The sequence below is a fragment of the Chrysiogenia bacterium genome (genome assembly GCA_020434085.1).
In the GTDB taxonomy this organism is placed as follows: Bacteria; JAGRBM01; JAGRBM01; order JAGRBM01; family JAGRBM01; genus JAGRBM01.
In genome coordinates this window covers 1-12963 of record JAGRBM010000053.1, presented here as the reverse complement: position 1 = coordinate 12963, position 12963 = coordinate 1, and the positions used below count along the sequence as shown (strand labels likewise).

Here is a 12963-nt window from a genome sequence, read left to right as displayed (position 1 = left end):
CCCTCTGGATGATCGAGGATCTTCTGAAAGAGGAATTCTCCAACGGCAAAGGGATTCTTCATCCGGGCCACTTCGGAATACTGGCGCACCACGTCCGCCTTGCGCGTGGCAGCAAAGGCGTGAGCCATGCCCCAGATTGCCACGAGCTGCGGCGAGGGAAGCAGCGGCCCGAGCGTCTCGTAGAGCCAGAACACGAAGCGGGCAGCGATCGCCTTCCCGCTTCCGCCGCGCATCGCCGCCAGGGAGCCAAGCGCGGCGAAATAGAGCGGCGCGCCGAGCGGACTTCTCGCCCCCTTGGCGAGCAGGTGGAGCGCCCGAGGAGCCTTGGGCGCAATGCCCATCTCCCGCGCAAGCCGGTGGTAGATTTCCGCTTCCGGCAGCGCCTCGTCAGGGCCGCGCACTACGGGCGGGCGCACCTGGGCGCTCACATGGGGATAGCCCTTGGGAAATCCCGCGTGTTCCCACTTCTCGTAGCCGGCCGCCGCCGGCAGCACGTAGTCGGCCACCTGCGCGGTCTCGGTAAAGGCCGGATCGATCACCACCAGCAGGTCGAGCTTCTTAAACGCCTCGCGGTGCAGTTGGGAATCGGCGTAGCTGACAAGCGGGTTGGCCCCCTCCACAATGAGCGCGCGGATGCGTGCCGGGTGGTCGACGAGAATTTCCTCGGGAAGCAGGTTCGGCGAGAGCCAGCCAAATGGCGAAAACATGGGAATGGCCGGGATGTCCGAGGCCAGCGCCTTGGGGAACCCGGGCTTCGCCATGGTGGGAGACTTCGCCATGAACATCGGGAGAAAGACCTGTCCGCCCTTCTTGCCCACGTTGCCCGTCATGAGGACGAGCACGCGAACGAGATAGGACATGAGCGTAGAGTACGGGATCTGTTCGGCCCCCAGGTCCATGAATACCGCGGCGGACTTTGCGCGCGCAAAACCCTCGGCGGTCCTGGTGATCTCCGAGACATCGAGCCCCGTGCGCGCGGCCATCTCGTCAAGATCAATCCCGCGCAGGACCTGGCGCAGCTTCTCGTAGTCTTTGGTGTACTTGCCGATGAACTTCTTGTCAGTGAGCCCCTCGCGCTCGATGTGCGCGCACATCCCCAGCATGAAGTAGACGTCCATGCCCGGCTTGATGCGAAGATGGGCGTTGGCCCGCCGGGTTGTTTCCGTCCGGCGCGGGTCAACGACAACGAGCGTGCGCGCCTCATTCTGGCGAAGCTCCTTGATGGTCTCAGTGGCACGCTCGCCCCGGTTGCTCACCACCGGATTGGTTCCCAGCATCAGCAGATACTCCGCGTGCTCGGCGTCGGCGTGCAGGAAACTCTCCGGTGAGGCGCCAAACATCCATCCGTCGACGAGCGGGTGCTGGGTCTTCTCCTGCCCAAGCGAGTTGAAGATGATGTCGCTGCCCACTCCCATGAGGAAGGGAATCGCAAACGGCCCATCCATGTGGTTGCCCTGTCCGCCGATTCCCGCAAGCGCCACGGAGCGACCCGGATGCCTGGCGCGGATCGCTTTGAGCTTCGAAGAAATCTCTGTGATCGCCTGGTCCCAGGAGATGCGCTCGAAACTCCCGTCGGCGCGGCGCTTCATGGGGTATTCCACGCGCTGTTTGTGGTTGACGTAGTAGGCGATGCGATAGCCCTTGTTGCAACTGTAGCCCCTGGTCAGCGGGCTTGATTCATCGGCGCGGACTTTCGTGATTTCGTTGTTCTCGACGTCGACTCTCATCGCACAGTTGTGCGAACACAGCACGCACACAGTGGGAAGGTTCTTTGCATTCTCGCTGACCTGCGCCGGTCCGTTGATCACTCCCATCACTTGCCCTCCTGGCCCAGCAGCCGTCCCGCCATCCGGGTGGCTGCCAGCAACACTTCTTTTGATTCTCCGGTTCCGGCGGCAACACGTGAGAGCGTCAACGCACCTACCAGCAAGGCGCTGAGCGCCAGCGCCTCGTCCCTGTCTCCAAGGCGCGCGGCCAGCATGGCCACCCACCCCTGGTAGGCACGCGAGATCATCGCGCGCACCGGTTTTCCCGCACGCGGGAATTCGGAGATCAGGGCTGCAAACGGGCAGCCCTGCTCGGGATGGTCCCGATGAAAGGTCGAGAGGTAGGTTCCCACCATCGCCTTGTTCCACGCCTCGCCCTCAAGTGAGGCAAGACGGCTGTACAAGCGCTCATCCTGCAGCTCGAAGGCGTGGATCAACGCCTCGGCCAGCAGTTGTTCTCGTGACTTGAAGTGAGAGTAAAACCCCCCCACGGTCAGACCCGCGCGGCCCATGACTTCCGCCACGCTGGTCTTCTCCAAACCCTTCTCACGCACCAGGTCCGCAGCCGAATCGAGGATTCGCTCTCTTGTGCGCTCTTTGTGCTCGGGCCGGTAGCTCATGCGCATCAAAATATTATGTTCATAATATTTTGTCAATCCGCAATGCACTCGCCCGCCGTGCCGCGCATGAACGCACGGCGGGCGCTGCCGTGTTTCTTCTGGAAATTCGCGCACTTGACTCGCCCCCGGGCGGGCGAATAGAAGTAGGACCTTCGATTGAGGGGGGTCGCAGCGCGCCGCTGCCATGTCGGCCGGGCGTTTGCGGCCTTTACAGATTGTACAGGTGATATGAAAGAAACCATCGAGCAGCTCAAACGTCTTCACATCTTCGACCGTCACGTCGCGCTCATGGAGCGCGATCTGCGCGACCTCCCCCGGCGTCTGGAGGAAATCGAGGAAGCCTTCGCCGATCAGCGCAAGCGGATCGCGGGCCTCGAACGCCGCCGCACCCGCATCGAGGAGAGTCGCAAGCAGAAGGAAACCTTCCTCACCGACGAGAACGCTCATCTTGAGGGCCTCAAGAAGAAGCAGCCCAACCTGACCACCGAGCGCGAGATCAGCGCCCTTGAGCGCGAGCTCGAAGCCTCCCAGAAAATCATCTCCAATGTCGAGGACGAGGTCCTTCGTTTCGGCGAGGAGATCGAGGAACTGGGCACCAAGATTGCCGACATCGAAAAAGAGATCGAGGACGGCCGCGCCGAGTTCGCCGACGAGATCGCCGAGATCGAGCAGCGCATGGCCCAGGCCAGCAAGGAAATCGAGGCCCGCGCCGGACAGCGCAAGGAACTCGTTGCCGCCCTGCCCGAGAGCCTGCTCAAGAAATACGAGCGCATCCGCGGCCTGCAGGCCTACGCGCTGGCCATGGTGGACGGCGATCTGTGCCGCGCCTGCAACATGCACATCCCGCCGCAGACCGGCAACCTCGTCGCCCGCGGCGAAGGGATGCACACCTGCCCCTACTGCAACCGCATCCTGGTCATGCCCGACGACGATCTCGAAGAAGCAGAGCGCGAGGTTGAGCGCCAGACCCTGGCCGCCGTCGCCGGCCCCGCTGCCGCCGAGGCACCGGCCGAAGAGTCCGCCGAGGAAGAACAGGCCGCCGAAGGCTGAGTTCGTTTCAGGTATTTAGAAAAGCCCGCGCACCGCGCGGGCTTTTTTTTGTGTGTTTACTTCAACCGTCCGGAACCTGCCCCGAATGTCGTGATCGTAGACGTGAACGTGCTCGTGCACGATTCGAGCACGGCCACGAGCACGATCACGACAACTACAACTGATGTGAGTGCTAAAGCTGAAGGCGTATTGAAGCGGCTCTTGGCGAAATGCCTACAAAATCAATTTCCACGCAACAAAGAACAGGAACACCCCGAAGGTCCGGCGAAGCGGAGCGGGCTTGATGCGGCTGGCCATGCGGGCGCCGATTTGCGCGCTGCCAAGGGCGGCGACGCTGATGAGCAGGGCTGCGGGCCAGTGAACAAAGCCGATGGTGTGGGAGAGCGCGCCCTGCCCGGTGGGCGTTTTGCTGAGCATGTGCCCCAATGTTCCGAGGACCGCGGCGCAGGCGCCCACGGCGGCGCTCGAACCCACCGCGCGGTGCATGGCGTGGCCGAGCACCAGGTGAAAGAGCGGCACGGCCACCGATCCCCCGCCGATCCCCAGCAGACCCGAGGCCGCGCCCACCGCGCTTCCCGCGGCAGCCGCCATGGGTTTCGAGGGAACGTCCTCTACCGCTTCTTCAGACGCTTCGCCGTCGCTGGCTGATTTGGCGCGGATGAGCTTGACCGAGACGTAGAGCAAAAACGCCCCGAAGGCGCGGCGGTGGATCTCACCGGGCAGGTAGTTGGTCAGATAGGCACCGCCCATGGCCGTGGCGGCCGCCACCGGCCCGGCGACCAGAACCAGCGGCCAGATGACGTTGCCGCGCCCGTGGTGGGCGTGCGTGCTCGAGACATTGGTCACGAAGACGGTCGCCAGGCTCGTGGCCACGGAGTAGTGGACAAGGTACTCGCTGCCCGCGCCCAGGTGCGGCAGGAACATGATGAGCATCGGCACCACCACCACGCCGCCGCCGATCCCCAAAAGCCCGCCGAGCGTGCCGGAGACAAGGCCCGTGGCCAGCAGGATGAGGATGTCGGGGGTGTTCAAGCGGTAAAAATCCTTCTTTGGTCTCGTCCACGTCCACGACGAACGTAAACGACCACGATTTGCGCGCCCTTTGCGTCCTACGTTTACGTGGACGTGGACGTGGACGGGAAATCAACCAGAGGGGCTACGAACTCCCCCTCTGCCCTCTCGGGCATCTCCCCCGCACAGCGGGGGAGAGTGACAGAGTCGCCGCCTGCACGGCCCCCTCTGCCCTTGCGGGCATCTCCCCCGCAGTGCGGGGGAGAGCTGTATCGATCGCTTCGCGTATTCCGTACGCAAAACAGCCCGGCGGTGTGACCCGACCGGGCTGGCTTGCTGTCTGATTGAAGAGTGGTGCCCCCAGCAGGACTCGAACCTGCGGCCTAACGTTTAGGAAACGTTTGCTCTATCCAGCTGAGCTATGGGGGCCTTGTAAACCCTCAGGGCTCAGGCGGGACTCAAAGCGGCCACAAGGCGGCTCTGGCCCTCCTGCGGGCGCCTCTTCAGTGCCTTGCTGCTCAGACGTCCTGGGCCTTGACGGTCTTGCGGCCGTTGGCCTTGGCGCGGGCAAGCGCCTTGTTCACGGACTCTTCAAGCTGGGCACTGAAGGCCTCAATGGCCTCGGCGCTGCACTGGAAGTTCTTCTTCTTGATGATGTCCTTGACCTTGGACTGGACGATGAGGATTTCTTTCGCCATCGGGATGACTCCTTCTTTCGCGGTCTTCGCGATTTGTTTTTTTATCTCGGTTCAGGGTCCCCCCCCTCCCCGAAACTCGTTTACCTGTTTCTCTATCGGTCTAAAAGCGCTTTACCGCAATTTGGACACGGATAGCAAGTGTCCCCGCTAAAACTTCAGAACCGAGTGAACCGGGGCCCCGCCCAGTTTTTTGCGGCCTTCGAGGAACTCCAGCTCCACCAGAAAGCTCACGCCGATGACGTTGACCTTCGAAGTCTCGAGCAATTCGAGCACCGCGCCCACGGTTCCGCCCGTGGCCAACAGGTCGTCGACCACCACGACGTCGGCCCCCTCGGGGATGGCGTCGACATGGATTTCCAGCGTGTCCTCGCCGTATTCGAGGGCGTAGCTCACCGCGCGGGTCTTCCACGGCAGCTTGCCGGCCTTGCGCACGGGGACGAAGGCCGCGCCCAGGCGGTCGGCCATGGCGGCCCCGAAGATGAAGCCGCGGGCCTCGATTCCGGCGATATAGAGGTTCTCGCGCCCTTTGAAGGGCTCAACCATCAGTTCAATGGAAGCGCGGTAGAGCTCGGGGTTGTTGAGAATCGTGCTGATGTCTTTGAAGACGATCCCGGGCTTTGGATAGTCGGGAACGTCTCGAATGGCGCTGCGGAGCTGTTCAAGCATGAACTGATGTGTGGTGGAGCAGCCGTATCGGACACGCCTGCGACGTGCCGGGAACCGGCCCCTCTCCCTTCCCCTGGTCTGCCGAAAAAGCGCTGGATGCCGCCCAGAGGCGCTCAGAAGCCACTTTCCCGAAGCGGGGCGTATCCTATGGCAGGAACCTGGAGGGGTCAACCGCTTTTTTCCCCTCGCGCACCTCGAAATGCACGTGGGGGCCGCTGGCGCGGCCGGTCTCGCCCACCTTGCCGATGAGCTGGCCGGCGGTCACGAAATCGCCCTCAGAGACCAGATTTTCCTTGTTGTGGGCGTAAACCGTCGAAAGTGAGCCCGAGTGCCGGATGATGACCAGGTTGCCGTAGCCGGCAAGCTTGTCGCCCGCGTAGAGCACCCGCCCGTCGGCGGCGGCATAGATGGGATTGCCCTCTTTGGCCGAGATATCGAATCCGTCGTGGTGGAGCCCGCCCCGGAAGCCGTAGCCCGAGGTGACCTTGCCCTCCACCGGCCAGCGCAGCTTGAAGCCGGGCTTGGGCGCCGGGGAGACCGGGCGCAGGCTCGCCTCACGGCGCGGCTCCTCGCGCCTGGCTTTGCGGGTCCAGCTCGCCGTGGGCGCATCGTCGCGCCCGCTGCGGGCCGCGGCCACGCGCTGGGTGTACTGAACCCGCCGCGCGCCGGGAATGAAGACCTGGGTCCCGGCGCGAAGATCGCGCGGGTCGTCGATACCGTTCCAGCTCTGCAGGTGGGAGACCGGCACCCCGTAGGCGGCCGAGATCCCCGAGAGGGTCTCGCCCCGCTCGACGGTGTGATAGACCCCGCGCTTTGTCCCCGCACAGCCGGCAAACCCCGTACAAACGAGGACAATCACTGCCGCTGAGAGCAAGAGCCCCGGCAACTTTTTCGCGTACTTCGACACGCTCACACCTGCTTGTGCGTGGGAACAAAGGATTGAAGGCACCTTTATGATACGGATTTTTCTAAAGATTGCAAGGGGTTGGGTATATGGCAGTGGGATGGGTGGCAATGGGGGCGTTTCCGGACCCCTCTCCCTTTCAGGGAGAAGGACGAACCAGACTATCGCCAGAGAGAGCCTAGTCCAGGAAAAAATCCTCATCGATGTTCTTGAGATCAATCGAACGATGCACCCGCGCACCAACATTGTGCTCCAACATCAGTGAAGTCAGTTTCTCACCATCAATGAGAATGATGCGCTGAGGTACTGTCTTCGTGTATTCGTGCGCTTGGGCGGAAAAGCTGGAGGTTGTGACAAATACTCCCTTGTTCGCGCTCATTCCGATAAGAGTACCGGCAAATTTCTGGATCTCGGGGCGCCCGACCGTATTTTCGGGTGCGTATCGTTTCGCCTGCAAATAAATGACATCCAAGCCGAGCTTATCTTCATTGATTACGCCGTCTATCCCTCCATCGCCCGACTTCCCAACATGCTTTCCGGCTTCGTCGCTCGCACCGCCATATCCCATTCCGACCAGCAGCTTCACTATCAGCTTCTCAAAAAAGACCGGGGAAGCCTCCATTACCTTGGAAAGCAACTCATCTTTCAATGCCGCATTGATCTCAGAGTAAGCCGTATCGATTCTCTCTTCCGGTGTCGTCGAAGAATCTTCGTCGGCACCATCAGCCTCTACCTTCTCCGTAACTTTTTTCTTCTTTCGAAATTCTACATATTCTGGAAACTGTTCAAGATACTTGATCGTGATCCTATCGGGAGGGCTTTGGAGAACCGCCTTGCCCCGGTCAGTGGTGGTAAAGTATCCACGCTGCGGCCGTTTCAGCAACTTGGCCTGCACCATGTGTGAAACCGCCCATGCCACACGGTTATGGATTGTCGTAGTTGTGCCGCTTGGCAATAACTGCGTGCGCTCTTCGTCGGTCAATCCGAACTCATCGGAAAGCAACTCTGTTGCCTGCTTGGCCTGAATCTCGCCGCTATTGCCAATTTTCAGTACTGGGAGCATTAGCGTCTGGAAGTCGGGTATCGCCATATCGCTCATGGTTGTTTGCTTCCAACAACCAGTCAAGTGCGGATCTAGCCACCCCGCCCCATCCCAGCGTGCACGTGCTCGTGCAAGTGCAGGTGCACGTTGAGGAGCTGCGAGTTGGTGCAATCTGTTCAGGCTGGCTGGCGAAAACGCTGCAGTTCCGAAAATCCTACAGATACTTCAGCAACACAAACCCGCCGATGAGCAGCGCGGTGCCGCCGAAGGCCAGCAGGTTGAAGTAGCGGTCGATGAAGCTCTTGATGGGGTCGCCGAATTTCCAGAGCAGGCCGGCGATGAGTACAAATCTCAGGCCGCGGCTCATCACCGAGGCGAGCATGAAGATGGGCATGGAGATCTCGAACACGCCGGCGCTGATGGTGAAGATCTTGTAGGGAATGGGCGTGAAGCCCGCGGCGAAGACCGCCCAGAAGGAATAGGTCTCGTAGAAGACGCGCACACGGTCGTAGCCGGCCTGGGAAAAGCCCGGCACCCAGGTAAAGAAATATCCCGAGACCGCCTCCCACAGCCCCGCGCCGATCAGGTAGCCGATGATGCCGCCTGCGACCGAGCCGATGGTGCAGAGCATGGCGAAGTTCCACGCCCGCTCGCGCCTGCCCAGAACCAGCGCCATGAGCAGCACGTCGGGGGGAACCGGAAAGAAGATCGCCTCGCAGAAGGCCAGCCCCAGCAGCGCCTGCGGACCGTAGGCCGTCTCCGACCAGCCGAGCACCCAGTCGTACATGCGGCGGACAAGGCCGGTCTTGCCCTCGGCGTTGGTCGCCGGCATCGGCGGTTCGATTTCTGCTTCGGTGCTCATGTCGTTTCTTATCCTAACATCCCCTCTCCCTTTGGGAGAGGGTCAGGGTGAGGGTTTTGTTGTGGCAGAACCCTCACCCTCGCTTCGCTCGACCTCTCCCAGAGGGAGATGTGAAATTCATTCCTCGCCCGCCAGGCTCCTCACGTGTTCGAGCACGTCGTGGGCGGTGAGCTCGATGCGAATGGGCGTGATCGAGACGTAGCCCTCGGCGATGGCGGTGATGTCGGTATTGGGTTCCTGCTCGGGGAAGACGACGCTGCCGCCGATCCAGTAGTAGCGGCGCCCGCGCGGGTCCAGCTTTTCCTGCACGATGTCCTCAAAGTGGCGCTTGCCCTGGATGGTCACGCGGCGGCCGCGGATCTGCGAGGGCTCGATCGCCGGGATGTTCACGTTGAGCGTCACGTCCCTGGGAAGCCCGTTGGCAAGCACCCACTGGGCGCTCTCGCGGGCGACCTGCCCGGCCGCGGAGAAGTTCTTGAAGTCGTGGGAGGCCAGAGAGACCGCCACGCTCGGCACGCCATAAACCGTGCCCTCGAGCGCCGCGGCCACGGTTCCCGAGTAGCCGATGTCGTCGCCGATGTTGGGGCCGGCATTGATGCCCGACATCACAAGGTCTGGCTTCTCGCCCTTGAGGATGTGGTTGATCCCCAGCAGAACAGAGTCCGTGGGCGTGCCGTCGACGGTGTAGCAGTCTTCCTCGACCTTGGCGATGCGCAGCGGCCGGTGGAGGGTGAGCGCGTGGCTCGTGGCGCTCTGCTCGGAATCGGGGCAGCACACGATCAGGCGGCCCAGGCCCTCCAGCGCCTGGCGCATCGCGCGCATGCCGGGGGCGTGAAATCCGTCGTCGTTGGAGATGAGAATGGTGGGCACTTTGGCCATTTTGCTCGCAATCCCGCGTGTCTGTCAGGTCCCGCGCGGCCTTGTCCAGTGAACCGGGAGGGCCTGCGGGCCGCCCCAGCGGGCGCGAGCAGTCTGTAAGTGGCCAAAAAAGGGAGAAAATGGTCGGGACGACTGGATTTGAACCAGCGACCTCACCCACCCCAAGGGTGCGCGCTACCAGGCTGCGCCACGTCCCGACGCGTATCTCCTGCAGGCAGGCGCCGCTTGGGCACACGCCTTTAAGAGAGCAGCTTCTTAATGGATTGGACCTCTGAAATCAACGAAGCGACCCGCTTTTGAAGTTCCGGGCCGGCCTTCTGCGCGGCGTTTTCCGGGGCGCCCTGCCCGGTGCCGTTCCCACCATCGGCCGCCTCGGCGCCGGTCTCGGATTCAAGACGGTTGAGTTCCTGGGTGTAACCCTTTGCCAGCACCCGGCGGGCGCCTGCGATGGTGAACTTCTTCTCGTAGAGCAGGGTCTTGAGCTTGATGACCTTCTCGACATCAGCGCGGGTGTAGAGACGCTGGTTGGTGCGGCTCTTGGTGGGCCGGAGCGTGCGGAACTCGCTCTCCCAATAGCGCAGCACCGAGGGTTTGACCCCGGTCAGGGTCGAGACCTCGCCAATGCGAAAATAGAGCTTGTCCGGAATGTCTGGAAGCTCTTCCACCCGGGTGGATCCTCAAGCAAACGAAAAAGGTTCGTGAAATCGGTCAGTTGCTGGCCGCGCTCTGGCCGTCGCCGCCCAGGCCGCTGGCATCGCCGGAGGAATTCCCCCCGTCCTCAAGCCCCTCGTTGAGGATGTTCTTGAGCACCTGGCTGGGCTTGAAGGTCAGCACCTTGCGGGGCGTGATCTCGATGGGTTGTCCCGTGTGGGGGTTGCGGCCCAGACGGGCGCGCTTTTCCTTGACGACGAAGTTACCGAAGCCCGAGATCTTCAGGCGCTCGTTGGTCTCGAGCGTCTGCTTGACGATCTCGAAGACCGCCTCGACGACATCGGTCGCTTCCTTTTTGGAGAATCCCACCCGCTGGTAGATGTTCTCGATGATATCGGCCTTGGTCACGATACTACCCCCTCACCTGCTCCGAACCCCTCCGGCCCGCCGAAACCCCTCGGCCTGGACCTGCCCGCCGCCGGGGCCTCAACAACTCCCCGACTCTGGCGGCTCAAAGGACTCAGATGAGAAAAATAGTATCGAGCGGTCCCAGAAAAGGCAAATAAAATTACTGGTTTAAGGCAGGCCCCTGGGAGGGCTGCCAGAGGGGCGCCGCAGGCGTGTTCTTGCGCGAAATTATCTGCTGCGCCATTCCCTCCCCGTAGCGGGGAGGGTCAGGGAGGGGTCGTTACGCGCCAGTTCCAGGCTACCCCCTCCGGCCTTCGGCCACCTCCCCCGCCGCGGGGGAGAGGGGAAAACACCTGGCGGGGTTAGCGGCGCTGCGCCCCGAATTCCTTCTCCAGGGTCTCGAGCACCTTCGCCTCGGCGCCGGCGGCTTCTTCCTCGGTGAGGGTGCGATCAGCGGCGCCGTAGCACATGCGAAGGCCCAGCGAGCGCTTGCCCTCCTCGATGCCCTTGCCGCGGAACTCGTCGAAGATCTCGCCGTGCTGGGCCAGCGGCGCGCCGGCGGCGAGCGCCTTGGCCACCACGCGGCCCGCGGGCACTTCGTCGGAGACGAGCAGTGCCAGGTCCCGCCACATGCGCGGCAGGTTCGAGAAGGCGCTGAACTTGGGCTTTCTGCCAAGCGCGGCCTGAAGCAGCGCACCGGCATCGAGCTCGCACGCGACAACGCGGTCGCGCACGCCGAGCTTTGCCGCCACTTCGGGATGGAGCTCGCCCCAGTGGCCGAGCACCTGCTTGCCGAGCATCACACTCGCGCGGCGTCCCGGATGAAGATACGGCTCGTCGCTGGGGCCCGCGAGTTTCAGCTCCAGACCAAAGCAGCCGCCGAGGGCTTCGAGATCCGCTTTCGCGGCAAAGAGCGCGGCGCGCGCGGGATCGCCGGCGCGCCAGAGGCCCGGCTCGTCGAGCGTTCCGGCAATCATGGCCAGCGAGAGGCGCTCTTTGGGGAGCTCCCCGCCAGCCACGCCGGCGCCCTGCTCTTCAAAGACGCGGCCCACTTCAAAGAGCCGCACCTGGCGCACGCCGTGATTGCGGTTGCGCACGTAGGTTTTTACCAGCGAGGGAAGCAGCGCCGCGCGCAGCACGCCCTCTTCTTCGTTGATCGGGTTGGCGATGCGCACCGCCTTGCGCCGCGAGTCTCCCTCGGCAATGCCGAAGTCGTCGGCCCAGCCCGGCGATGCGAATGACAGGTGCACGCTCTGACGCCAGCCGCGCGCGACCAGTGCATCTTCGAGCGCTTCCTGCAGGTGGAGCGGCTCGTCGTCCTCGCCGTGCTCGCGTCCGCTGGAGGGAAGTGTCTCGGGCACGTTGTCGTAGCCCTCGATGCGCGCGACTTCCTCAATGAGGTCGGCCTCGAGCGTGATGTCCAGGCGCCGCCAGCTCGGAACCGTAACGGCGAAGCTCTCGGCACTTGAATCGTCAACACCAAATCCAAGGGACTTCAGGTGCGCGGCGATGCGCTCGGCGGGGATCTCCACGCCCAGCAGCGCGCACACGCGCGCCGGGCGAAGCGTAATCTTCGCCGGGGCGAAGTCCTGCGCGCTCTCGTCAATGAAGCCGCTGCGCACGCTGCCACCGCCGAGCTCGGCCATCATCGCCGCGGCGTGATCCATCGCGACGGTGACGCGAAGCGGGTCGATACCGCGCTCGAAGCGATAGGAGCTCTCGGAGATGAGTCCCAGTCGGCGCGAGGTGCGGCGCACGGTGCCGGGCTCAAAATACGCGGCCTCCAAAAGGACACGCGTAGTCGAATCGGTCACCTCGCTGCTCGCCCCGCCCATCACGCCTGCAAGCGCCACCGGGCCCTTGGGATCGGCGATGACGAGGTCGCCCTCTTCGAGGGTGCGCTCGACATCGTCGAGGGTCTTCATTTTCTCGCCGGCCGCGGCCTTGCGCACGATGATCTTGCCCTCGCCGATGTGATCCAGATCGAAGGCGTGAAGCGGCTGGCCGTGCAGAAGAAGGATGTAGTTGGTGACATCGACGATATTCGAAATGGGACGGATGCCGTGGGATTCGAGCAGCTCGGCCAGCCACATGGGCGACGGACCGATCTTGACGCCCTCAATGACGCGCGCGCAGTAGCGCGGACAAAGATCGGGGGCCTGCACTTCGACGCTCGCCACTTCACTGGCGGCGCCGTCCTGCTCGTTGAGCGCGAACTCGGGCTCGTGCAGCTCGCCGCCGGTGAGCGCCGCGACCTCGCGCGCCAGGCCGATGGCCGAGAGGCAGTCGCCGCGGTTGGGAGTGACCGAGAGATCGAGCAGCGGCGGCACATGCAGCACCTTGGCCACGGGCGTGCCGGGCTCGTTGTCGGCCTGCGCGCCTTCAAGCACGAGAATGCCGTCGGAT

Annotated in this window: 13 protein-coding genes and 2 tRNA genes; 1 reads left to right on the top strand and 14 read right to left on the bottom strand. The window is 63.1% G+C overall.

Translation table 11 applies throughout. From position 1 onward, the window contains the following. Together KDH09_01775 and KDH09_01770 are read right to left on the bottom strand one after the other, a co-directional pair. Positions 1-1814: molybdopterin-dependent oxidoreductase (locus KDH09_01775; GenBank protein ID MCB0218397.1), on the bottom strand; the 1814-nt coding region annotated here is incomplete at its 3' end. Further along, a complete protein-coding gene (locus tag KDH09_01770) occupies positions 1814-2665 on the bottom strand; it encodes a TetR/AcrR family transcriptional regulator (GenBank protein ID MCB0218396.1) in 852 nt (283 codons plus the stop codon). The genes KDH09_01775 and KDH09_01770, both read right to left, overlap by 1 nt. Between KDH09_01770 and KDH09_01765 the strand changes: the two genes are divergently transcribed. Continuing rightward, entirely contained in the window at positions 2615-3436 is an 822-nt protein-coding gene (locus KDH09_01765) for a hypothetical protein (protein MCB0218395.1), read from the top strand. The genes KDH09_01770 and KDH09_01765 overlap by 51 nt on opposite strands. 213 nt (positions 3437-3649) lie before the next feature. Here the strand turns inward: KDH09_01765 and KDH09_01760 are convergent, their stop codons facing one another. From KDH09_01760 to KDH09_01705, 12 genes are all read right to left on the bottom strand, one after another. After that, positions 3650-4468, bottom strand: coding sequence for a sulfite exporter TauE/SafE family protein (locus KDH09_01760; protein MCB0218394.1), 819 nt, complete (start codon positions 4466-4468; stop codon positions 3650-3652). Between the two features lie 331 nt (positions 4469-4799). Beyond that, a tRNA-Arg gene (locus KDH09_01755) sits at positions 4800-4876 on the bottom strand. Between the two features lie 89 nt (positions 4877-4965). Further along, positions 4966-5145 carry a hypothetical protein gene (locus KDH09_01750; GenBank protein MCB0218393.1) on the bottom strand — a complete coding sequence of 60 codons (180 nt, stop codon included), beginning with the start codon at positions 5143-5145 and terminating at the stop codon, positions 4966-4968. A gap of 147 nt (positions 5146-5292) precedes the next feature. Beyond that, positions 5293-5811, bottom strand: a complete 519-nt coding sequence (locus KDH09_01745) for an adenine phosphoribosyltransferase (GenBank protein ID MCB0218392.1) — start codon at positions 5809-5811, stop codon at positions 5293-5295. 145 nt (positions 5812-5956) lie between these two features. Further along, complete coding sequence (locus KDH09_01740; GenBank protein MCB0218391.1) at positions 5957-6718, bottom strand: peptidoglycan DD-metalloendopeptidase family protein; 762 nt, start codon at positions 6716-6718, stop codon at positions 5957-5959. A gap of 175 nt (positions 6719-6893) precedes the next feature. Continuing rightward, positions 6894-7805 (bottom strand): restriction endonuclease, encoded by a 912-nt coding sequence (locus tag KDH09_01735; protein ID MCB0218390.1) that lies wholly within the window; start codon positions 7803-7805, stop codon positions 6894-6896. Positions 7806-7971: 166 nt separating this feature from the next. Further along, a complete protein-coding gene (locus KDH09_01730; GenBank protein MCB0218389.1) occupies positions 7972-8589 on the bottom strand; it encodes a DedA family protein in 618 nt (205 codons plus the stop codon). A gap of 147 nt (positions 8590-8736) precedes the next feature. Next, positions 8737-9489, bottom strand: a complete 753-nt coding sequence (surE, locus tag KDH09_01725; GenBank protein MCB0218388.1) for a 5'/3'-nucleotidase SurE — start codon at positions 9487-9489, stop codon at positions 8737-8739. A gap of 129 nt (positions 9490-9618) precedes the next feature. Beyond that, a tRNA-Pro gene (locus KDH09_01720) sits at positions 9619-9695 on the bottom strand. Between the two features lie 42 nt (positions 9696-9737). Beyond that, on the bottom strand, positions 9738-10163 hold the full coding sequence (locus KDH09_01715; protein ID MCB0218387.1) for a MerR family transcriptional regulator: 426 nt from the start codon (positions 10161-10163) through the stop codon (positions 9738-9740). 43 nt (positions 10164-10206) lie between these two features. After that, positions 10207-10557, bottom strand: coding sequence for an integration host factor subunit alpha (locus tag KDH09_01710; protein ID MCB0218386.1), 351 nt, complete (start codon positions 10555-10557; stop codon positions 10207-10209). A 362-nt stretch (positions 10558-10919) separates the two neighbouring features. Then, on the bottom strand, positions 10920-12963 hold a 2044-nt coding region (locus tag KDH09_01705; protein MCB0218385.1), incomplete at its 5' end, for a phenylalanine--tRNA ligase subunit beta.